We start from the raw sequence: 22602 nt of genomic DNA on the forward strand, positions 1-22602 counted from the left end.
CGCGCTCACCGAGCTGCGCGGAGCGGAACGATGAAGCGGAAGGTGGCCTTCGGTATGCCCTTGACGGCGGTCACCGCCGAAGAGGCGCTCAACGGCGACTGGCTGCGGTGCCGTCACGAGGTCGACGTCGTGCGGGTGCAGGATCCTCCCGTCGAACTGTGGGGTCCGCTCGCCGAGGCGGGCTTCCACCCGAAGCCCCAGGTGGTCGTCTGGCGCGCCGCGACCGCCGGGAGCGAGGAGGAGTTCCTCGCTCCCCTTCCGAGCAAGGACCGGCGCAACGTCTTCGCCGCGCGCCGCCGGGTGCTCGCCGCCGGGTTGCGCTTCGACGTGCGGCCCGTCTCGCCGGCGCTGCTGGACGTCTTCCTGCCCCTGTACGAGAGCCAGGTCGCAACGATGCGGCACGGGTGGGCCGTGGCGAGCCGCCAGCGCGAGGCCATCCTGGCCGCGGCGGAGGAGTATTTCGCGGTGTGCGTCACGGACGGCGAGGAGTTCGCCGGCGCCTGCCTCACCCTCCTGTCGGGTGAGCGCGACGAGGCGCGGGCACGGTTCGCCGCACTGGCCCCCGGCCCCCGCGCGACCGGCCTGGCTCGTCTCCTCTACATGGAGGTCATCGCCGAGGCCCGCCGGCGCGGCATCACCTGGGTCAGCCTCGGCAGTGACCCCAATCTGTACGGCCACATCGTCAAGCCCGGCCTCTTCGGGTTCAAGAGCCGCCTCGGCTTCGTTCCCGTGCCCTCACACCTGGTCGACGCCGGTTCCGGGTCCGACCAGGCCGACCGAATCGTCGGGCTGAGCGCGCTCACCGACCCGGCCCTCGTCCTGGCCTACGCCCCCGGAGACGACGGCGCTCCTCAAAGGGGACCGGCTCTGCGGGCGGAGGTCTTCACTTCGGCAGACCGGCTCGATGTGCGTCCGTACAGCCCGCACCATCTGACGGGCGTGCGGCTGCACCGTACAGACGAACCGGCCCTCGACACCGCTCGCCGATAGTCCAAGGCACGCGGACACCATCATGTGCGGCACGATCGCCATCACGCCCGCTCCCCTTCCCGCCTTTCCGCTCGCTCCTGCCTCACGTCCGGGCCCTCCCCCCGGGGCCGGGTGGGACCTCCTGCCGTCGGTCGCGCGGGAGGCGAACCGCGGCGATGAGGTCGTCAGGGTGGGCCACGTCTTCCGCTACTTCTTGCGAACGCGGCAGGCGAAGCACTTGTACGCCTGCTGCCCGGAAAGATTGTCGTAAAAGCGGTCGTCGAGCAAAGTGTTGACCGCCTCGTAGCGGGGGTCCCCGTAATCGTCGCCGACGCGTTGCGCCGGGCCGAACGTGTTGGGGATGTAGATGGTGTCCGCCCGGATGCCGGAATCGAGGAGCGCGGTGCCGGTGACCGCGCCGCGGGGGCTCTCGACGACGACCGAGTCGCCGTCGGAGATGCCGAGAGCACGGGCGGTCGCCGGGTGGATCTGCACCAGACGGATCCCATTGAGACGTTCGCCGGTGGGCGCCCAATGGGTGACGGAGGCGAAGTGCACCACACTGGGGCGCCCGGTCATGCCCATAAGGGGGTACTTCTTGTGGACCGCGCCTGACCCCGGCAGTCCTAGGCGCACCGGCCGGGTCAGGGCATGCGGGTTGATCGGATTGGTGATGTACCGGTCCTCGTAGGCCAGCGTGGGGTTGGCGCCGGTGACCTCAGGATGGGTGTAGAAGGTCGGCAGGGCGCCATGCCCGCTCGGCGCGAGCCGCCGCTCCAGATCGGGGGTCGTGACCTCGATCTTGCCGCTCGGGGTGAGGAAACGCTTGCCGCGGTTGGCCGGGTCCAGCGCTTCGGCGGCCCTGTACCAGCTCGGGTGGTCGAGATAGAGGGTGCTCACGCCGGGGTGGCCGGTACTCGGGCACGGCCACCGCAGGGGCTCAGGGCGTGCGCGGAGGCGCTCGCGGGTCATGCCGCCCATCCCTGGAGTGTTGGCGACGAAGGTGTCCCACAGCGTGGCGTAGTTCCTCCACTCGACGGGGAACGCGCCGGTCCAGTACGAGGCGGGGCGGCGCCGGTCGTTGCGGCCGAGCGCGTGGGCCAGGTCGATCCATATCTCGGTGTCGGAGCGGGTCTCCCCGATCCGGGCGACGGCGGCGTCCTGCCAGCGGATGGCACGGTCGTCGCGTCGCATGTAGACGCCTTCGAACTCCAGGCCGCTGCAGACGGGCAGGATGATGTCGGCGTAGTACGCCGCCTCTTCCATGAACAGGCCCGTGTAGACGTAGAAGTCGAGCTTGGAGTAGGCCTCCTTCACCTTGCTCGTGTTGGCCGAACTGATCAGGGGGTTTCCCTCGGTCATGACGGCCTTCAGCCGGTAGGGCTCGCCCGTGAGGATCGATTCGGCGAACGCGTCGGGGCCTACGGGGAGAGCCGGGCCTCGCTCGGGAGGCGTGCTCTTCAGCGGCGGCAGGTTCAGGCCGCCGGGCCAGGTGTTGTGCATGAAGTTGCAGCCGCCGCCGGGCACACCGATGTTGCCGGTCACGGCCGCCAGCATGGCCAGCGTGCGGTAGGTGTCGAACGCGCCGAGCTGGTGGGAGATCCCGGCGTTGCAGAAGATGGCGGCGGGCCGCATGGTCGCGTAGTCGGCCGCGAGCCGGCGGATCGTCTCCGCCGGAACACCGGTCACCCCGGCCGCCCATTCAGGGGTGTAGCCCTTGGCCGTGAGGTGTGCGCGCAGGTCGTCGAAGCCCAGCACCCAGCGGTCGACGAACGCCTTGTCATAGCGGTCCGTCATGACGATGTGGTGCAGCATGCCGAGGGCGAGCGCGAAGTCGGTGTGCGGCTTGGGCGCCACCCACTGGTCGGCGAGAACGGTGGTGGGCGTACTGCGCGGGTCCACCACGACCAGGCGCGCGCCCGTCCGCTCTCGGCATCGCAGCAGATGAGCGAAGGTGACCGGATGGGTCTCCTCCTGGTTGGTCCCCAGGAAGAGGAAGAACTTCGCCGACCCAAGGTCCTCTTTCCCGGTCGCACCGTCCACGCCATAGCCGTTGGTGAAGTTGCCCAGACCGAAGGTGGTGGCGAGCGCGTTCCCCCCGGCGTCGTTGCACACCGGGCCGACGTCAGTGTCATTGGGACTGCCCAGCAAGGCGAACACGCGGGCCGCCAGCGAGCCGGTCCCGCGGGGCAGCCGCCCGTTGGTCCGGTTGGCTATCGCGCGGGCCTCTCCGGCATCGCGTAACGCCAGCCACCGGCGGGCGATGACGTCCAGCGCGTCGTCCCAGGAGATCGGCTCGAACCGGCTGTCCGGATCACCCTTGCGTCCGGAGACGCGGCGCAGCGGCCTCGTCAGGCGCAGTGGACTGTAGGTGAGCTCCGTCATCAACGACGCCTTGACGCACAGGTTGCCGTCCTGCACCGGGTCCTTCCGCTCGCCCCGGATCTCCAGGACCCGGCCCAGCTTGAGGGAGACCCGCAGCCGGCAGTTGCTGTTGCAGAACTGGCAGGAACTGTTCACCACGCGGTCGGGCGTCAGAGCGGCCGATCCCACCGTGAGGTCCGGCATCGAGGACGCACCACCGGCGCCCGCGCCGACCGGCGGGGACGCGCCGACCGGCGGGGACGCGGCGACCGGCGGGGACGCAGCGACCGGCGGGGACGCGGCGAAGGCGGCCTGGTCCGCCGGCGAGACGATTCCCGCAACGCCCCCGGCGGCGGTGCCGGCCCCGGCGAGCAGGGCACCGCGCAACACGCCGCGCCGGGTGACGCCTTCGCGGTCTGTGAGCGACGTGCCGTCCTGGTCGGCCATTCTTGTCTCCTGTCTCGATCGGTGCTCGTGCGCGGCCGTCCGGGTGACGCCTTCGCGCATGTCATCAGGACCTCAGAGGTCGCAAGGCCAGTGACTGATCGCGTAGTTGGTTTCGCCGCCTGCGTCGTCACGCGCGCCCACCGCGTGGCGTGACCGCGTGCTCTGGGGATTCAGGAGTCTGGCGTGTGTTATGGCAACACTCTTGTGTTGATCGACGCCGCACGAAAGTGGTCCGGACAGGCAGCATGTTGCCCGGCATCTTGGTGCCACCACCGAGGCGGTCCTGGCGTCCGGTGAGGTGACCGTGTTGGAGTGCCCCTACTCACCCATTGCCGCGCAGGACGTCGATCACCGTCTCGGGCTTGAGGCAGCGCTCTTGGCCGCCGAGGGCCTACTCGGCTCGCAGGTTGTCGATGTGGACCTCGCCGCCGCTGTTGAGGAACACCCATATCGCACGAATCCGGCTGGGGTCGAGGGTGACTCCGGCGGGGCATTCGATCTGGCTGAACCTCTCGGTGATGGTCCGGCTGGAGTTGGGGTTGGTCCAGGCCCAGAGGCCGCCCTGGCACCAGGACATGCCGTCGCCGACCTGGATGGCGATCTCGCCCACGGTGCCGATGTCGCCGGTCTTCACGTCGTACTTCAGCATGGTCTTGCCGGAGAGGTCGAGCGGCTCCGCCAGCGGCCGTCCGAACCAGTTCCCGCTCGTCGGAGTGGACACCTTGAGCCCGTTGGCGCCGTCGGTGTGGAACAGAGGTGACTGCGCCACGGTTCCGCCGTCACCGGGGTTGGCGATGGTGAAGTCGTCGGTGCCGGACTCGAACGAGAACAGCGTCTGTGACACCGGCAGCACGGGGCTGTCCGCGGGGACGCCGCCACAGGTCAGTACCGGCGCCGCCCAGTCGGTGTGGGCGGCCGTGGTGCTGTCGGACGTGGTGACCAGGCGCAGCCACGCCGTCCCGGTCAGGTCCGCGGTCAGGGACTTCGCCGCCTCGCCCGAGGTCATCGGTCCGCTGGTCGCGGCGACGGCGTCATCGGCGTAGACGGTGAACGTGGTCGCCCCGCTCGCCACGGCCTCGTCGTCGACCCCGACGTCGGTGACCAGCCGCGAGCAGCGCCCGCCGACGTAGTAGCTGATCTCGCCGGCGGCGGTGGTGCCGAGACCGCGTGTGTAGACCTTCTCCCCGATGGTGATCAGGGCACCGTCGTTCTCGAGCGGCCCGCCGTTGCTCTGGTCGGTCTCCACCGGGCCGATGGCGTTGCTGGAGGTGACCGGGGGGATCGTGCTCAGGTGTCGCCGGCCGTCCGCGGGCGCGGTCACGACCACGGCGATGATCTGGCCGGCCGTGGTGGCGTGCCGGTGGTTCGGACCCCAGGTGTAGGCGGCGGTGACGTTGATGGGGTAGCTGCCCGCACCGGTGTCCTCGGGGACGCCGATCGTCCATGTCGTCCGCAGCGTGGCGTCCGTCGCCAGGCGTGCGCGGTGGCGTGGGGTCGTGGGGGTAACGGTCCATCCGGCGGGCGCCTGCGCGCTGACCGAGAGATCGCGGATCGCGTCGACGCCGCGGTTGGTCACGGCCGTCGTCAGCGTGCCGCCGCCGGCGGGCACGACGGTGCCGAGGGACGCGCCCACCGCGACCGCCGGCGGCACCGTCCTTGGGTCGTCCACCGGCCGTACCCGGTAGACCACGGTGCCGTGCGCCGGGACGCCCGCGGAGATCGTGGACCTGACCTGGAGCGTGTCACCCGTCCACACGTTCTTCAGCCGGTACGCGCGGGCGGGCTTGAGACCGGTGGCGCTCGCCGCGACGGTGACGGTGGCCGGCGAGTCGGTGGAGTTGTACAGCGCGATGGCCCTGTCGCCGTTGGCCAAGGGCTTGTCGAGGACCATGAGACCACCGGTGTCGGACACGACGGAGCCCTGGACGCCCAACGGGTCCTGGTCGATGGCGATGATGTCCTGGTCGCCGAGGATCGCCATGGTCTCCGGGGAGGCGGCCCGCAGGTCGGTGCCTATGATCAGCGGAGCGGCCATCATCGCCCACATGCTCATGTGGGTGTGGTACTCCGTGTCGGTCATCTCGCCGTTGCCGATCTCCAGCATGTCCGGGTCGTTCCAGTGACCGCGCCCGGCGTATTGAGCCAGTGGCGCGTTCTGCCGGATGATCGAGCGGAGGCTGGACCAGTTGTCGCTGATGTCACCCGTGGTCCGCCACAGGTGTCCGACCCCTTCCGCCCAGAGCCAGGGCTGGGAGGTGCCCCACTCGCAGATGGAGTACACGATCGGCCGCCCGGTCTTGTCGATCGCGTCGCGCATGGCGGTATAGCGCCGGACGTAGTCCTCCCGCGATCCATCGGACTGGTTGTGGCAGTTGTCGTATTTGAGGTAGTCGACGCCCCAGTCCGCCCAGGTCTGGGCATCAAGGTCCTCGACACCGAGGCTGCCCGGGTAGCCGGCGCAGGTCTTGGTGCCGGCATCCCCGTAGATCCCGAGTTTCAGCCCCTTGCTGTGGACATAGTCGGCGACACCCTTGATGCCGTTCGGGAACTTCACGGGATCCGGGACCAGCCTGCCGTCCGCGCCACGCTCCCTCATCGACCAGCAGTCGTCGATGTTCACGTACCGGTACCCGGCGTCCTTGAGCCCGCTGGATACGAAGATGTCGGCCGTTTCCTTGATCAGCGCCTCGTTGACGTCGCAGCCGAACGCGTTCCAGTTGTTGAACCCCATCGGCGGTGTCGCGGCCAGTGTCCGGCCGCCCGGACCACGGGACGCCGTGTCGGTCGGCGTCGGCAGTGCGGGTCCGGCCGCCGGCTCAGGGGGCGCCGCGTACGCGGGCACCGGCACGAACGTGGCCGAAGCGACCAGCGACGACCAGATGAGGGCCGCAACGGCGCGCGCGTGCCATCCTGGTTTCCGCATCAGGCGCCTCCAACGGTGGCGAGCGCGACCTTTTGTGGCCGTGCCGACATAGTGCGGATCCGTGAGCCGCCGCACGACACCATGTGCGTGGTCGTGACCGATCGAGTGCCGTGCGCCCCGGCCTCCGTCGAGGTCTCCGTCGAGGTCTCCGTCGAGGTCTCCGCGAATGGGGACGGTATAGATGCGGCTGACGCACGTCAATCGTCAATGAAACGTTCACCAGAGCCGCCGTTCGCCGCAGATGGCGAGTGCTACTTCCCTCTGGTATTCGGAGGTGGAGCCTGCGAAAAGGGCGCGTCATTCCACGCTGAAGTCGGACTCCCCCCGCGAGAACAAAGCTCGTTCACCGGCGGGGTCAGTCGGTCTGGGAGAAAAGGCGTTGCTGAATTCCTCGGCGGTAGTCGTCCAGTGTGTTGTCGATGTGGGCGGCGGCGGCCTGAGCCGCGGTTTCCGGATCGCCGGCGCGGATGGCCTCGTAGATGGCCTGGTGTTCCTCGACGGCTTTGGCGGCGTGCCCGCCTATGGAGCCGGACAGGCCGATGATGTTGGACTGGGCCTGCAGCCGACGGGCCTCCCGGACCGCGATCTGAAGGAACATGTTGTGCGAGGCGACGGCGATGGCGGTGTGGAAGGCATTGTCACCTTCGTTGAACCAGTCCTCATGTCCGGTGTCGAAGCCACGGCGGCACGTGTCGGCCGCCTTCTCGATGACCCGGAGTTCCACCGGCGTGGCGCGATGGGCGGCCAGCCGGCTGGTCTCCATCTCCTGCGTCCGCCGGAACTCGAACAGCATGTAGACATGGTCCAGATCGGTGGGGAGGAAGAACGACGCCCAGCGTCCGGTGCCCAGCATTCCCTCGTCGTCGGCCACGTACAAACCCCGGCCCTTATGGGCCCGCACCCGACCGAGCGCCGAAAGAATCTTCACCGCCTCGCGCACCACGGTGCGGCTCGTTCCCAACTGCCGGGCCAGCTCGTTCTCCGTGGGCATGCGGTCCCCCGGACGCAGACGCATCTGGGCGATCAATTCGAGCACCTGCTCGGCCGCCACTTCATAGCCCGGCCGATATCCACCCTCGTGCGAGGTGCCGGCCACAGCGCTTCCTCCTTGCGATTGCTGCTCAGGTTGACGGGCACCGGGATCGGTCCGACTCCATCTCCGGTGCACAGGGCGCTAGCGTCGCAGACGCACGGGGTCGCCGGGGCCGTTGCGGCGGACGAGCCAGGCCTCGGTGATGTGCGTGAACATCGCCTCGGCGGCGCCGTCGGGGTCATGGGCGGCGATGCGCTCGTAGACGCGACGGTGGCCGAGGTTCGACGCCACGCACAGGGCCCGCTCGGTCTTGCCCATGTACCGGGCGGTGTTGATGACCTGGTTCTCCAGCGAACGCACCACGCCCCGCGCGATGCGGTTGCCGGAGGCCTGCATGATCGTGTCGTGGAAGGCCCGGTCGACGTCGGCGTAGCTGACGGGGTCGTCCACGAGTTCGTCCATCCGATCGACCAGCGTCCGCAGCCGTTCGATGGTGTCCTCGCCCGCGACGCGAGCGGCGACGTTCGCCATGTCGGACTCCAGCAGGCGCCGCGTGACGACGACGTCGTCAAGGATCGCGAGGCTCTCATCTTCGGCGATGCTCGCCGCGAGGACGAGTTCGTCCAGCATGTCCCACATGGTGGACGGGGTCACCATGGTGCCCGCGCCCTGGCGGACCTGTACGAGTCCCTTCTCCTGGAGGATCTTCACGGCTTCCCGGACGACGGTCCGGCTCACCGAGAAGGCCTCGCACAGCGCGGGCTCAGGAGGGAGCGGCGTCCCCGACGGATAGACACCGCGAACGACACGCTCCACCAGCTCTGCCGTCACCGCCTTGGCGAGGCTGGCGGGACGCCGCACCCACGCCGGCGGTGCCGGGACGCTGCGGTGCGTATCCTGGGATGCCGTCATATCCCCCTCCGGTGTCCCGCCGAGGACGGCGTCACCGCGACAGTATACGTCACCCGTCTAGACGTTATACGTCATACGAATCACGTCCCTGCGCACGTACCCGGGCAGTCGGCCGCACTCGGGGTCGGGGAGCGCCGCCGCCGCTGTGGACGCCGGCGAACACGTGGTGGCCGTTGTGGTACACCACCGTCGGACCCGTGATCCCCGCGACGTTGTGGGTGGAGTCCGGCCTGGCGCAGGCCTTCTGAAAACTTTCGTCGCGCTCCACCCGGCGCCTTTCTTCGTACATCGTCTGAGGTATGCCTCGTCCTGCGCTCCGATCGTCACGATGGAGCGGATGAGACGTGAAACTTTCAACAGATCACCCGCACCGGTCAGGTGCGGCAACGTGTGGAAACGTCAGATGAGCCGTGTTCACCCTCGCCTTTCTCCGATACGCGATGTGTCGGACTCTTGACGGCTCCCTCCGTCTCCTATTTGATCCGCTCCACCACCATCACGACCGCTCGACGGAGTACGCCACCGATCGGAGGGCTGGATGTTAGCGCTCACACACTGAATCTCAGCCGAAAAGCCCGCCATTCACTCGGAAAGCCCGCTGTCCATGACATTCGCGGACTAGCGAGCCGAATACCAACGTCAGCGCTAACAGCGGTCGTCGGCAGAGTGCCGGCGACTGCCGGAAGAGGTCGAGCATGCGTATGTGGAGACGGTGGTTCACTGCGGCGCTCCTGGCGGTGGCCATGGTGACGCTGGGTGCCATGATGGGGACGGGCGTCGCGGGCGCGGAGTCCAACGGCGGGGTGCGCGTCATGCCGCTCGGTGACTCGATCACCGAGGGCACCCAGGTGCCGGGCGGATACCGCATCGGCCTGTGGCAGCGCCTGGTGAGCGGCCGGTACACGGTGGACTTCGTCGGGTCGCAGTTCAACGGCCCGGCCAACCTGGGCGACCACGACCACCAGGGACACCCCGGCTGGCGCATCGACCAGATCGACGCCAACATCGCCGGCTGGCTTCGCACCCAGAACCCCCGCACCGTGCTGCTGCACATCGGCACCAACGACGTGCTGCAGAACTACAACGTGAGCGGCGCCCCCGGGCGGCTGTCGACCCTGATCGACCGCATCACCGCGACCGTTCCGAGCGCGGACGTGTTCGTCGCCACCATCATCCCCCTGTCGAACTCCGGCCAGGAGTCCGCCGCCCGCACCTTCAACGCGGCCATCCCCGGCATCGTCCAGAGCAAGGTCAACAGCGGCAAGCGCGTCCACCTGGTCGACATGCACAGCAAGCTCACCACGGGCGACCTCATCGACGGCATCCACCCGACCGCGGGCGGCTACGACAAGATGGCCGCCGCCTGGTACGCGGCGCTCCAGTCGGTGCCCGGCAGCATCGGCGAGCCCGGCGGCACCCCCAGCCCGACGCCGACGCCGACGCCCTCGTCCACCAGTGCGATCCGGGGAGTGGGTTCGGGCAGATGCCTGGACGTCGCCAATGTGTCGCAGACCAACGGCACACAGGTACAGATCTGGGACTGCAACGGCCAGAGCAACCAGCAGTGGACGCCGACCGGCGCCGGCGAACTGCGGGTGTACGGCAACAAGTGCCTGGACGTGGCCAACATGGGCACCGCCGACGGCAGCCAGGTGCACATCTGGGACTGCAACGGGCAGAGCAACCAGAGGTGGCGCTTCAACAGCGACGGCAGCATCACCGCGATAGGCGCGAACAAGTGCCTGGACGTGCCGAACCACTCCACCGCCAACGGCGTCAAGCTCCAGATCTGGTCCTGCAACGGCGCCGCCAACCAGCGCTGGACCCGCGTCTGAGCCGGCACATCCTCCAAGGACAAGGGATCCATCGCGAAACGAAGGCTCAGCGCGATCCTCGCCATGACCGCCTTACGCTTGATGATCACTGTGACCAGAAGTGGACGTGGCACGCCGCTTCCTGACCGCGGGGTCTCACTCGTCGTTCGTCCGGTCCTCCTCCTGCGGTCCGGAGGCGGAGTCGGCGGGTGAGCTTCCGAGGTTCTCCCGCAGCCAGGTCTCCGTGGTGCTCACGTGCATGAGAGCCGCCGCCTGGGCCAGAGGGGCGTCGCCGTGCGCCAGAGCCTGGTAGATGGCGGTGTGCTCGGCGACGGTACGGCCGGCCACGTTCCCTTCGACCAGCCCGCGCCACACCCGGGCGCGAAGGGTCTGGCCGGCGATGCCGTCGAGCAGTGCGCACAGCGCGTTGTTCCCCGTCGCCTCGAACACGGCGCGGTGGAAGGCGTCATCGTGGTGGTTGAGCGCCTCCACGTCGTCCTGAGCGGCGATCATCGCATCGAGGTGACGCTCGACGACCGTGAGCTGCTCGGCGGTGATCCTGGTGGCCGCCAGCCCGGTGGCCACCGGCTCGAACAGACGCCGCACCTCGGCGATCTCCAGCAGATCGTCGCCTCTCATCATCTCGACGGCGAGGCCGACTCCCTCGAGCAGCAACTCCGGCTTGAGGCTCGTGACGTAGGTGCCGTCCCCTCTGCGCACCTCCAGCACCCGGGTGGTGACGAGCGAGCGGACGGCCTCCCTGAGCAGGTTCCGAGACAGGCCCAGCTCCACGGCCAGTTGCTGCTCGGGAGGCAACCGTGCTCCCGGAGGGAGCGCTCCGTCCCTGATGAGCTTCCTGATGCGTACGATCGCCTGCTCGGTCAACGACATACAGACGATTCTCGTCCTTCCCCTGGCAAGAGCGCGCCGCCCACGGGCGTCACACCCGCCACCGATGGACGGGGTGACGCCCGGGCCTGGGAGCGGATCGTGTATCGATTACTGGAATGAAGCGTCGTCGAGGGCGTTGCCCGGTATACAGTAAGCCCGCCCGTTATAAACCAATGGCACAGGATCACCCAACGAGGAACCAGTGTTAACGGTAACAAACCCTCCATATAGCGTCGGGCTCAGACGGCGGCGATAATCCATTGGAGATTGGTACTGGAGTCGGGGGTCCAGAGTTTCACATTGGCACCGAGGGTGGTGTTTCCACCGCTGTCCAAGGCGGTGCCGGTGCCACGGTTGATGATCTGGTAACGGCCGTTACCGAGACTGTTGAGTCTCCATTGCTGGTTGTTGCCGCCGTTCCATGCCGCCTGCATGCAGTAAGCGCCGTTGGCGGTGTTGCCCCAGCTGTCGGCGACCATGCCGTTGGTGCGGTTGACGATGCGGTGGTATCCGGTGCCGAGGTCCGCGAGCTGCCACTGCAGGTTGGTGCTGCCGTCGTAGCTCCACTGCTTGAGCGGGGAGCCGGAGGCGACGTTGCCGCCGCTGTCGAGGACGAGGCCGGTGGTGACGTTGGTGATCCTCACCCAGCCGGTCGGGGTGGGGCCCGAGCCGAGTGACGGGATCGGTCCGGAGAAGGTCAGCTTGACCACGTACGCCGGGGCTGCGAACGGGGCGGTGGAGGACGGCATCGTGATGTGCAGGCCGGAGCCGTCCTGAGTGCGGCCGGGCAGGTTGATGAAGGAGCCGGCCGTGTTGTTGAGCAGCTGGACCGAGGTGAGGGTGCTCAAGTTGATCCGGCTCGAACCCAGAGTCCCGATGTCGAGCGTGCCGCCCGGCCAGCCCAGCACCGTGGCGTACAGCACCCGGTTGTCCTTGCTGCGGGTGAAGCGAATGTCCCGGTTGGTACCCGGCCGCGGGGTGACGAACGAGCCGCCGCCCATCTGCGTCGGGCCCTCGCCGTAGGTCGCCCAGGCCCGGGTGGCGTAGATGGACTCGCCGAAGCGCCGCAAGTAGTCACCGATGCCCAGCAGGATCGTCCGCTGCCCGGAAGGGATGGTGCCGTCGGCCATCGGGGCGATGTTCAGCAGCATGTTGCCGTTCTTGCTGACCCGGTCGATCAGCGAGTGCAGCATGGCGTTGAGCGAGTAATAGCCGATGCCGTTCGTGTAACACCAGCTGGAGCTGGAGATGCTGTCGTCGGTCAGCCAGTAGGGGGTCTGGATGGCGGCCGGCCCGCCGCGCTCGTAGTCGAAGACCTCGCCGCGGGTGTTGAAGCCGTCCTTGTAGGTGGCGACCACGTCCCTGTTCCAGGCGACGGCCTGGTTGTAGTAGTACGCCAGGAAGTTCAGCCGGTGACTCTCGGGAACGCGGCCGAGGTTGAAGTCCTGCCAGATGACGTCGGGCTGGTAGCCGTCGATGACCTCCTTGAGCTTGTCGTACCACAGTTGGTACTCGGTGTTCGCGTCGAGCTGTCCGTACAGCTTCCTGAGACCGGTGGTCGACTGCGCCGGCGCACGCTCGTAGAAGCCGGTGAAGTTGTAGGCGTGGTGCAGGGAGACCAGCAGCTTGAGTCCCTTGGCGCGGATGGCGTCGGCGTGCAGTCGCAGCAGGTCGAGCCGGGGGCCGGTGGCGACCGAGTTCCATTCGTTCACCCTGCTGTTCCACATGGAGTAGCCGTCGTGGTGCTCGGCCACCGGACCGGCGAACCTGGCGCCGGCGTCGGCGAACAGCTGCGCCCATTCGCCGGGGTCGAAGTCGCCGCCCGCGGATCGCAGCTTCGGCGCGAACTGCACCCAGGTGCCGGCCTTGTCCCGGGCGCCGTTGATGAAGTTGTGGTACGGCCACACCGATGGATCACCGTAGACGCTCTTGTGGTGGTTGTTCTCGTTGGAGCCGCTGAAGTACATGTTGCGGGGGTACCACTCGTTGGCGTACGCGGGGACGCTGAAAGCGCCCCAGTGGAAGTAGATGCCGAACTTCGCGTCCTGGAACCACTCGTGCGCCGGCGGATGCTGGTCGACCGACGCCCACGTCGGCGAGTAGCTGCTCGGGCCGTCGGTGGCCCATGCCGTGCGGACGCCCAGCAGTCCGGCGGCCGTGATGCCTCCTGCCCCGGTGAGCAGTGTGCGGCGACTGAACGGAATCGAGGACGAGGGCATGAGCGGGAACCTCTCAGAAAGCTTCTGCTCTGCGGCGTTCGAACTGCTGCCGTGACGGTCGGCTCCGCCATGACGACCGAAGTGAGGCAACGGTGCGTACGAACCTGGACCTTCGATGTTTCAGGAAGATGTGGAGATCCTCACGATTAACATGGGATGTCTTTGTAAGCCACTCGGCTCGAAATGTCCAGCCCTCTGCGGAAGGCTCACCCGGCCCTGACCCGGCACCGCCGGTTGGTCTGCCCAGACATGTGATGTCTAAGGCCGGCCGGATGATGCCTGGTCCCGGATCCACGTGCGGGCGAGGCGGCGGCCGGTAGGGTCCCGCCCCACCGGAGCGATGAAAGGTTCAGCGGGGCGACGGCCTGAAGCAACGGTGACCGGCCGAAGACGCCCCTGCCACCGCTCGAGTCCGGCCGGCACACAAGTAGGCGGCGACACGGCCTCCCACAGCCACCGACCGTGAAAGTTTCATCGCGACGCATGGCCATGGTCGCGACCGGCTCCCTGCTGAGAAACCGAAGAAGTGGTCATTGCGGGAAAGTCCTCCACGAGGATGCAGGCCGATCCTTGACAGGTCTCGTCACGGTCATATTTGCTCCGCTGCACCACACCTCCAGGCAACGAGAAGAGAGGAGTTCTCGGCGATCTGGAATGTTAGCGATAACATCTCGCGCTTCGGCCCATGTGAACGTCCCTGCGGGTCGGGTCCCACCGGAGAGTGCATCCGCCGCAATCATCTGGCACCCGTCAGAAAGTCACGCATACAGGTCGGCCGAGGCTCCCACCCCCCGATAAAGGAGCGTCAATGGTATTTCCACCCAGACCTGTCGCCATTTGGACCTTAGAGGGAGTTGTGTGGTGTTGAGGCGAAAATCCTTCTTGGGAGCGATCGCGGTCGCGGCACTTCTCGTCATGGCCACAGGTCATGCGGCACTGAGTAGCAGCCTCGGCCGGAGCACGCCGGCCGCGAATGCCGGAGCGTTGGCGGCGACCGCCGGATGCGGCAAGACGCCGACGCTCAGGAGCGGCTCGCAGTCGATTCAGAGCGGGGGCAAGACTCGCACGTTCATCCTGCGGATCCCCGACAACTACAACAACACCAATCCCTACCGGCTGATCTTCGGCTTCCACTGGCGGGGCGGCACCGCGGGCGACGTCGACTCGGGCGGAACCAGTGGATACCCCTGGTCCTACTACGGACTCAGGCAGCTGTCGAACAACACCGCGATCTTCGTCGCACCCCAGGGCATCGGCAACGGCTGGGCCAACTCCGGGGGTGAGGACCTGACCTTGGTCGACGACCTGATGCGGCTGATCGAAGCGGATCTGTGCGTCGACACCACCCAGCGCTTCGCCACGGGCTTCAGCTACGGCGGCGGCATGAGCTTCGCCATCGCGTGCGCCCGGGCGACGGTCTTCCGCGCGGTCGCCGTCTTCTCCGGCGCGCAGCTCAGCGGATGCAGCGGCGGCACCCAGCCCATCGCGTACATGGGACTGCACGGCATCACCGACAACGTCCTCAACATCTCTCAAGGGCGGGCGCTGCGGGACAGGTTCGTCCGCAACAACGGGTGCACCGCCCAGAACCCGCCCGAACCGGGTTCCGGCAGCCGGACGCACATCACCACCACGTACTCGGGGTGCCGGGCCGGATATCCGGTCGTCTGGGCCGCGTTCGACAACGGTCACATGCCGGGCCCGGTGGACGGGACCTACACCGAGAGCGGCATCACGACCTGGACCAAGGGAGAGGTCTGGAGGTTCTTCTCCCAGTTCCAGAGCGGCCCGACGCCCACCCCGACGGCCACCCCGACACCCACGCCGTCATCACCCGGGACCGCGATCCGCGGTGTGGGCTCGGGCAGGTGCCTGGACATTCCCGGCAGCTCGCAGACCAACGGGACACAGGTGCAGATCTGGGACTGCCACGGCGGCGCCAACCAGCAGTGGACGCTGACCGGCGCGAGTGAGCTGCGCTCCGGCACCAAGTGCCTCGACGTGAACGGTGCCGGCACCGCCGACGGCACAACCGTGGTCATCTGGGACTGCAACGGACAGAACAACCAGAAGTGGCGCCTCAACTCCGACGGCACCATCACCGCGGTCGGAGCCAACAAGTGCCTGGACGTCCTCGGCGCGGGCACCGCCAACGGCACCAAGGTCCAGATCTATTCCTGCCACGGCGGGACCAACCAGACGTGGAGCCGCGTCTGACCCCGGGTCCGCCCACCCGCGAAACCGCCCACCGGCGCGACTGACGATCAGGCGAGGGCCCCCCTACCAGGGCGGGCCCTCGTACGCCTGCCCGTCCCAGAGAGCCGGCAGCACGTCCATGCACCGCCGGACCCTCACGGGCCGTTCGGATGCCTGCGTGGGCTCCGTCACCGGAGGAAACTCATCGACGACCACGCACATACAGCAACATGATTGACGTGAGACATCATACGAATTACGTTTCGCCACAACCGCCGGACCCACCGGCCGGTCGATGAAAGCAAGCAGCGATCAAGCCGGCCGTACCGGCTGAGGGCCGGCCGTGACCGGCCGCGGAGGCGCTACGCCGTCGAGAACCTCGCCCGGCGAGCAGAGCGTTTCGCTACCCACCCCCTGCAGGAGGTCCCGTGTTCGAATCCTCGTACTCCGTGATGCGGAGGCTGGTGTCAGCCGGCGTCGCCGCGATGGGCTTGACCGCCGCGGTCGCTCTGGTGGCGCCGCTCTCTCCCGCTTCGGCGGCCACCACGACCCTCTACGCCTCCCCTTCGGGCACGGGCACCGACTGCTCCGCCGCCCAGCCGTGCGCCTTGCCGGCCGCGCAGTCCGCGGTACGGGCACGTACCGGCGCGATGTCCGGAGACATCGTCGTAGAGCTGGCCGACGGGGTGTACCGACTCTCCACGCCGTTACGGCTGACCGCCGCCGACTCCGGCACCAACGGATATCAGGTGATATGGCGGGCAGCCCCGTCGGCACGTCCCGTGATCAGCGGTGCCAGGGCGGTCACCGGCTGGTCGCTCGCCGACTCCGCGAAGAACATCTGGCGGGCCGACGTCGGCACCGGCGTCGACACCCGGCAGCTCTACGTCAACGGCGCCATCGCCACGCGGGCGCGTACCACCGTGAACCGGTCCGACTTCACCGCCAGCAGCACCGGGATGAGGTTCAGCAACAGCGCCCTGAGCTATCTGAACAACCTCGCCAACCAGAACCGGATCGAGATGGAGAGCGTCGGTTCGTTCACCGACCGGTACGCGCCGGTGCAGAGCATCAGCGGGAACCTCATCACGATGCAGCAGCCCGCCTGGAACAACAACAACTTCGGGTACGACACCTTCAGCAGCCCGCACCGGGCAGGTCCGCTCTACCTGACCAACGCCTACGAGTTCCTCGACTCGCCGGGCGAGTGGTACATCAACCCCGGAACCGGTGTGCTCTCCTACATCCCGCTCGCCGGGCAGAACATGAGCAACGTCAGCGTGGACCTGCCGGTGCTGCAGTCCCTGGTGAACGTCGGGGGAACCTACGACGCGCCCGCGCACCACATCACCTTCAGCGGGATCACGTTCTCCGGCACGAGCTGGCGCGGGCCCAGCGGCAACCAGGGCTACGTGGACCAGCAGACCGGCGCCTACATGGCCGGCAACTGGAGCTGGCCCAGCTTCACCTCCTGCCATGAGGGCTGCCAGCAGTTCGAGGCGACCCGGCCGAACTGGTACCAGATGCCCGCCGCCGTACAGGTCTCCGCCGCCAACAACGTCACCTTCACCGACTCCCAGTTCGTCAACCTGGGGCAGACCGCCATCGGCATCGGCAACGACGCCAATGCCCATGCCAGCGGTGTCGGCCTGGGCGCGAGCAACATCACGGTCACCCGGTCGGAGATCGCCCGCAGCTCGGCGGGCGGCATCGTGGTCGGCGGCGTGCGCGCCGACGCGCACCACCCCGGCGACCAGCGGATGGTCAACCGGAACGTCACCGTCAGCAACAACCGCATCCACGACCTCGGCGTGGAGTACCGGGGCGTGGTCTCGGTCGTGACCACCTACGTCGCCACCACCCTCGTCTCCCACAACGAGGTCTACAACATGCCGTACACCGGCATGTCGATCGGGTACGGCTGGGGAGCCAACGAGCCGGGCGGCAACACCTCCTACACCAACCGCGGCCTGTACAACTACCAGCCCCGGTACACGACGGCCACCACGGCGTCCAACAACCAGCTCATCGGCAACTACGTGCACGACGTCATGCAGCAGATGACCGACGGCGGATGCATCTACACGCTGTCGTGGAACCCCGGCGCGGTGATCAGCGACAACTACTGTCTGCGGACCAACGGCTGGTTCGGGCTCTACTTCGACGAGGGCTCCAAGTACTACACCGCCCGCAACAACGTCTTCTCCTCCATCGGGACCTGGGCCACCGCCAACTACTGGGGCGGTGAGAACATGGGCAACTTCACCGTCACCGGCAACTGGACGAGTAACAGCGCCACCAACATCACCAACGGCGACCGCGGCAACGTCGTCAACAACAATGTGACGGTCACCAACGGCAACTGGCCGTCGGGCGCCCAGGCCGTGATGGCGTCCGCCGGGCCCCAGAGCGGCGGCAGCCCGCAGAGCGCGCAGATCGTCGGTGCCCCGTCAGGCCGTTGCGTCGAGATCGGCAACAACAGCACCACCAATGGAACCCAGGCGCAGCTCTGGGACTGCAACGGAGGCGCCAACCAGCGGTGGACGTACACGTCGGGCAGGCAACTGATGGTGTACGGGAACAAGTGCCTGGACGCCAGCAACCAGGGAACCGGCAACGGCACCCTGACGGTGATCTGGGACTGTAACGGGCAGGCGAACCAGCAGTGGAACGTCAACGCCAACGGCACGATCACCGGCGTGCAGTCGGGACTCTGCCTGGACGCCAGCGGCTACGGGACCGCGAACGGCACGAAGCTCCACCTGTGGTCGTGCCACGGGGGTACGAACCAGCAGTGGAGCATGCGTAACTGATCCATCGGCTCGAAGGCCGAACGCCGGCCACCCCGTCCCGTTTGGACGGGGTGGCCGGCGTTCGGCCTTGATCGCAACGTGCCCAGCACTCCCAGGGCAGGGGTCAGGTGCGGGTCCAGCGTCGCAGCAGGCGTGGTCCCATCTGCCCAGGTGAGTGCACAACGGATCGGCCTGGTATGAAACGTTCATAGGCGGCCAGGACCTCCGAAGCCATCCGGCCGGCCTGGAATCCCTCATGACCGGGCCGGTCGTCCGCACCGCACACGGCCGCGCGCCTCGCCGCCCCGGTCGGAGTCTCGCAAGGCACCTTGACATGTTTCATACTTATTTCCACACGGAGTCCTCGGGCAGCCTCCGTGCCGGAGTCGACGGTTCAGCACCACAGGAGACCCCCGATACACGGAGTGACGGATGCGACCACACAGACCCGCACGGCGACACTCCCCCACGCACGCCGCAGGTGTTCGTCCCCCACGCATCCGGCCTCTCATCCCGTCCTTCGTCCGGCGCGGGCGATGGCTGGTCGCCGCCGTACAGCTGGTGATCATGACGGTGGCGGTGGCATGGACCCTCGCGGACGGTACGGCGACGAGGGCGATCGCCGGAGTGGCTACGGCGAGCGCGGCCGTGACGAGGCCACCGATGGGCTGGGCCTCGTGGAACACCTTCGCCGCGCAGATCAACTACAACGTGATCAAAGCGCAGGTGGACGTGATGGTGTCCTCGGGGATGAAGGACGCCGGCTATGAGTACGTGAACATCGACGAGGGTTGGTGGCAGGGAACGCGGAATGCCGCCGGCGACATCACCGTGGACACGACCGAGTGGCCGGGCGGGATGAAGGCGATCGCCGACTACATCCACAGCAAGGGCCTGAAAGCGGGCATCTACACCGATGCCGGACGTGACGGATGTGGCTACTACTACCCGACCGGGCGTCCGGCGGCTCCGGGCAGCGGTAGCGAGGGTCACTACGATCAGGACTTCCTGCAGTTCTCCCGGTGGGGTTTCGACTTCGTCAAGGTGGACTGGTGCGGGGGGCAGGCTGAAGGGCTCGATCCGCGCAGTACTTATCAGGCGATCAGTGACGCGATCGGAAGGGCCACCGCGCAGACGGGACGGCCGATGGTGCTGTCGGTGTGCAACTGGGGAATCGCGAACCCGTGGGAGTGGGCGCCGGGCATCTCCACGATGTGGCGGACCAGCGGTGACATCATCTACTGGGGACAGAGCCCGTCCATGGATCGGGTGCTGGCCAATTTCGACTCCGCCCAGCATCCGAACGCTCAAAGCCCAGGTCACTACAACGATCCGGACATGCTCATCGTGGGAATGCCAGGCTTCTCTGCGGCGCAGAACCGTACGCACATGGGCTTGTGGGCGATCTCAGGTGCGCCGTTGCTGGCGGGCAACAAGCTCACCGAGATGAATGCCGAGACCCGCGCGATCCTGACCAATCGCGAGGTCCTGGCCATCGATCAGGACCCCCTCGCGCGCCAGGGGGTGAAGGTGGCCGATGACCAGACCGGACGCCAGGTGTACAGCAAAGTGTTGTCGGACACCCGCCACCGGGCGGTGCTGCTGCTCAACCGGGCCACCTCCCCGGCCGCCATCACCGCGCGCTGGTCCGATCTCGGCATCACCGGCCCGGCGACCGTACGGAACCCGTGGACACAGACCGACGTGGGGACCTTCACCGGCGGCTACACCATCAACGTCCCGGCCCGCGAGGCGGTGCTCGTGACCATCACCTCCAGCGCGGTCACTCCCTCCCCGACGCCGACACCCACTGCTCCGGCCACGGGTGCGATCCGGGGTGCGGGTTCTGGCCGGTGCCTGGATGTGAGCGGCGCGTCGCAGGCCAACGGGGCGCAGGCCCAGATCTGGGACTGCAACGGCCAGAGCAACCAGCAGTGGACGGCGACCAGCTCAGGTGAGCTGCGGGTCTACGGCGGCAAGTGCCTGGACGTGAACAACCGGGGCACCGCCGACAACACCTCGGTGGTCATCTGGGACTGCAACGGGCAGAACAACCAGCAGTGGCGGTTCAACGCCGACGGGAGCATCACCGCCGTCGGCTCCGGCAAGTGCCTGGACGTCCCCGGCAACGCCACCGCCAACGGCACCAAACTCGTCATCTGGTCCTGCAACGGCGGCGCCAACCAACGCTGGACCCGAACCTGACAGGACGCGCGTTCGCCGGAGCGGCATCGCCGTCCGGCGAACGCGCGTCGTCATCGGTGTCAGACGCGGGTCCACTTCTGGTTGTTCTGGCCGGTGCACGACGAGATCTGCACCCGGGTGCCGTTGGCGGTGCCGCCGCCGCTCACGTTCAGGCACTTGTTGGCACCGACCGCGGTGATGGTCCCGTCGGTGTTGAGGCGCCACTTCTGGTTGTTCTGCCCGTTGCAGTCCCAGATGATCACGCCGGTGCCGTCGGCGGTACCGGCACCGTTCACATCCAGGCACTTGCCGCCGTACACCCGCAGCTCACTGGCGGCGGTCGAGGTCCACCTCTGGTTCGCCTGCCCGTTGCAGTCCCAGACCTGCGTCTGCGCCCCGTTGGCCTGCGACGCGCCGCTCACATCCAGGCACCGGCCAGAGCCCACACCCCGGATCGCGCTCGTGCTCGGGGTGGTCGTGCCGCCCAGTTCCTTGACGCGGACGTTGCGGAACGACACCACGTCGCCGCTGCCGTGGTTCTGGACACCGATGTAGCCCTGCTGCAGAGAACGCACGGGATCGGTGTTGGTGAAGTCGTTGATCTTCACGCCGTTCAGGAACACCTGGAGCCGCTCCCCCTCGACCAGCAGCTCGTAGGTGTTCCACTGCCCCGGCGGGTTCAGCGCCGCGTCGCGGGCGGCGGTGTCGGCGGACTTGAAGCCGTAGATGGCGCCCGTCGTCTTGTCCGCGGTGTCGGTGGCGTCGATCTGGACCTCGTAGCCGTTGTTCATGGCCGCGTCGGGGTCGCTGGTGGCCGGGAACCCGACGATCACCCCCGAGTTGGAGTCGCCGGTGACCTTCCAATCGAGTTTGAGGGAGTAGGAGCGGAATTCCTTGGCGCTGTACCAGAGCATGCCGAGACCGCCCTGGGAGGTCAGCGTGGCGTCACTGCTGGTGAACGACCCCGGGCCGGCCTGCGACCAGCCGGTGGTCGAGCCGTTGTACAGCGTGGTGTAGCCGGTCTCGGGGCGGCAGTCGGCTTTGACGGCTCCGGCGGCGTAGCGGATGCCGCCCAGTAGCAGGGTGCGGAAGGTGGGGTCGGTGAAGGACTCGATGGTGTGTCCCAGACCGGTGTAGAACGAGCGGCCGGACGACTGCGGGTGGCACCAGGTGATGGGGTGGTCACCGCTCATGGAGCCGCCACTGTAACTACTTTCGTCCAGGTTCTGCAGTACGCGCACTGTTGAGCGGGGGTTGGTGCGGTAGTTGTACCACTCGTCGGTACGTGACCAGGTGGCCCCGAGGTGGGCGGTGGCGGCGTGTGCGCGGTCCTCGGTGCGTACGGTGGCCCGCTGGATCGCGGGGTGGCTGTTGAACCAGGCTCCGACCAGTTGGCCGTAGTAGGGCCAGTCGTACTCGGTGTCGGCGGCGGAGTGCACGCCTGCGTAGCCGCCTCCGCCGTCGATGAAGGTCTGGAACGCCGACTGCTGGGTGGCGTTGAGCACGTCCCCGGTGGTGCTGAGGAACACCACCGCCTTGTACTGGGCCAGGTTGGCGGTGGTGAACGCGCCGGCGTCCTCGGTGGCGTCCACCGTGAAGTCGCCGGCCGTGCCCAGCTCACGGATGGCCTGGATGCCGGCGGGGATGGAGTCGTGCCTGAATCCGGCGGTCTTGGAGAAGACCAGCACCTTGAACGCGGCGGCTTCGGCAGGGACCACGGCGACGCCGGGAATCACCGCGGCGGCCAGCGCCACCGTCAGCGCCAACCGTCGCAGTATCGGCCTGTGGCTCTTGGAGGTGCGTATGGAGGCCAGATGTCGGAGCATGGGGGATCCTTCCAGGTCACGACGCCGCGGCC

Annotated in this window: 12 protein-coding genes; 5 read left to right on the top strand and 7 right to left on the bottom strand. The window is 67.7% G+C overall.

The annotated features are described in order from the left end of the window. Positions 1 to 30 precede the first annotated feature (30 nt). On the top strand, positions 31 to 990 hold the full coding sequence (locus ABD810_RS27865; RefSeq protein ID WP_344946770.1) for a GNAT family N-acetyltransferase: 960 nt from the start codon (positions 31 to 33) through the stop codon (positions 988 to 990). A gap of 186 nt (positions 991 to 1176) precedes the next feature. Here ABD810_RS27865 and ABD810_RS27870 read toward each other — a convergent pair whose 3' ends face one another. From ABD810_RS27870 to ABD810_RS27885, 4 genes are all read right to left on the bottom strand, one after another. After that, positions 1177 to 3780 (bottom strand): molybdopterin-containing oxidoreductase family protein, encoded by a 2604-nt coding sequence (locus tag ABD810_RS27870; protein WP_344946773.1) that lies wholly within the window; start codon positions 3778 to 3780, stop codon positions 1177 to 1179. A 391-nt stretch (positions 3781 to 4171) separates the two neighbouring features. Further along, on the bottom strand, positions 4172 to 6703 hold the full coding sequence (locus ABD810_RS27875; RefSeq protein WP_344946776.1) for an NPCBM/NEW2 domain-containing protein: 2532 nt from the start codon (positions 6701 to 6703) through the stop codon (positions 4172 to 4174). A 355-nt stretch (positions 6704 to 7058) separates the two neighbouring features. Then, positions 7059 to 7799, bottom strand: coding sequence for a FadR/GntR family transcriptional regulator (locus tag ABD810_RS27880; RefSeq protein ID WP_344946779.1), 741 nt, complete (start codon positions 7797 to 7799; stop codon positions 7059 to 7061). 78 nt (positions 7800 to 7877) lie between these two features. Further along, positions 7878 to 8648 (bottom strand): FadR/GntR family transcriptional regulator, encoded by a 771-nt coding sequence (locus ABD810_RS27885; protein ID WP_344946782.1) that lies wholly within the window; start codon positions 8646 to 8648, stop codon positions 7878 to 7880. Between the two features lie 695 nt (positions 8649 to 9343). Between ABD810_RS27885 and ABD810_RS27890 the strand changes: the two genes are divergently transcribed. Then, entirely contained in the window at positions 9344 to 10483 is a 1140-nt protein-coding gene (locus ABD810_RS27890; RefSeq protein ID WP_344946785.1) for a lectin, read from the top strand. A gap of 135 nt (positions 10484 to 10618) precedes the next feature. Here the strand turns inward: ABD810_RS27890 and ABD810_RS27895 are convergent, their stop codons facing one another. Together ABD810_RS27895 and ABD810_RS27900 are read right to left on the bottom strand one after the other, a co-directional pair. Beyond that, positions 10619 to 11353, bottom strand: coding sequence for a FadR/GntR family transcriptional regulator (locus tag ABD810_RS27895; RefSeq protein ID WP_344946788.1), 735 nt, complete (start codon positions 11351 to 11353; stop codon positions 10619 to 10621). A 239-nt stretch (positions 11354 to 11592) separates the two neighbouring features. Further along, positions 11593 to 13572 (bottom strand): alpha-L-fucosidase, encoded by a 1980-nt coding sequence (locus tag ABD810_RS27900; protein ID WP_344946791.1) that lies wholly within the window; start codon positions 13570 to 13572, stop codon positions 11593 to 11595. A gap of 861 nt (positions 13573 to 14433) precedes the next feature. On the opposite strand from ABD810_RS27900, the gene ABD810_RS27905 reads away from it, so the two are divergent. The 3 genes from ABD810_RS27905 (at position 14434) to ABD810_RS27915 (ending at position 20765) form a co-directional block, all read left to right on the top strand. Then, on the top strand, positions 14434 to 15789 hold the full coding sequence (locus tag ABD810_RS27905) for a lectin (RefSeq protein WP_344946794.1): 1356 nt from the start codon (positions 14434 to 14436) through the stop codon (positions 15787 to 15789). 407 nt (positions 15790 to 16196) lie between these two features. Continuing rightward, complete coding sequence (locus tag ABD810_RS27910; protein ID WP_344946797.1) at positions 16197 to 18581, top strand: RICIN domain-containing protein; 2385 nt, start codon at positions 16197 to 16199, stop codon at positions 18579 to 18581. A 411-nt stretch (positions 18582 to 18992) separates the two neighbouring features. After that, positions 18993 to 20765 (top strand): glycoside hydrolase family 27 protein, encoded by a 1773-nt coding sequence (locus tag ABD810_RS27915; protein ID WP_344946800.1) that lies wholly within the window; start codon positions 18993 to 18995, stop codon positions 20763 to 20765. Between the two features lie 59 nt (positions 20766 to 20824). Here ABD810_RS27915 and ABD810_RS27920 read toward each other — a convergent pair whose 3' ends face one another. Continuing rightward, positions 20825 to 22570: a ThuA domain-containing protein gene (locus ABD810_RS27920; RefSeq protein ID WP_344946803.1), complete on the bottom strand. Its 1746-nt coding sequence runs from the start codon at positions 22568 to 22570 to the stop codon at positions 20825 to 20827. Positions 22571 to 22602: the final 32 nt, after the last annotated feature.

Source organism: Sphaerisporangium flaviroseum (genome assembly GCF_039537005.1).
GTDB lineage: Bacteria > Actinomycetota > Actinomycetes > Streptosporangiales > Streptosporangiaceae > Sphaerisporangium > Sphaerisporangium flaviroseum.

Excerpts from the sequence above, each read along its gene's own strand:
- ABD810_RS27865 (WP_344946770.1), top strand. The coding sequence starts at position 31 with ATGAAGCGGAAGGTGGCCTTCGGTATGCCCTTGACGGCGGTCACCGCC.
- ABD810_RS27870 (WP_344946773.1), bottom strand. The coding sequence starts at position 3,780 with ATGGCCGACCAGGACGGCACGTCGCTCACAGACCGCGAAGGCGTCACC.
- ABD810_RS27875 (WP_344946776.1), bottom strand. The coding sequence starts at position 6,703 with ATGCGGAAACCAGGATGGCACGCGCGCGCCGTTGCGGCCCTCATCTGG.
- ABD810_RS27885 (WP_344946782.1), bottom strand. The coding sequence starts at position 8,648 with ATGACGGCATCCCAGGATACGCACCGCAGCGTCCCGGCACCGCCGGCG.
- ABD810_RS27890 (WP_344946785.1), top strand. The coding sequence starts at position 9,344 with ATGCGTATGTGGAGACGGTGGTTCACTGCGGCGCTCCTGGCGGTGGCC.
- ABD810_RS27895 (WP_344946788.1), bottom strand. The coding sequence starts at position 11,353 with ATGTCGTTGACCGAGCAGGCGATCGTACGCATCAGGAAGCTCATCAGG.
- ABD810_RS27900 (WP_344946791.1), bottom strand. The coding sequence starts at position 13,572 with ATGCCCTCGTCCTCGATTCCGTTCAGTCGCCGCACACTGCTCACCGGG.
- ABD810_RS27915 (WP_344946800.1), top strand. The coding sequence starts at position 18,993 with ATGCGACCACACAGACCCGCACGGCGACACTCCCCCACGCACGCCGCA.
- ABD810_RS27920 (WP_344946803.1), bottom strand. The coding sequence starts at position 22,570 with ATGCTCCGACATCTGGCCTCCATACGCACCTCCAAGAGCCACAGGCCG.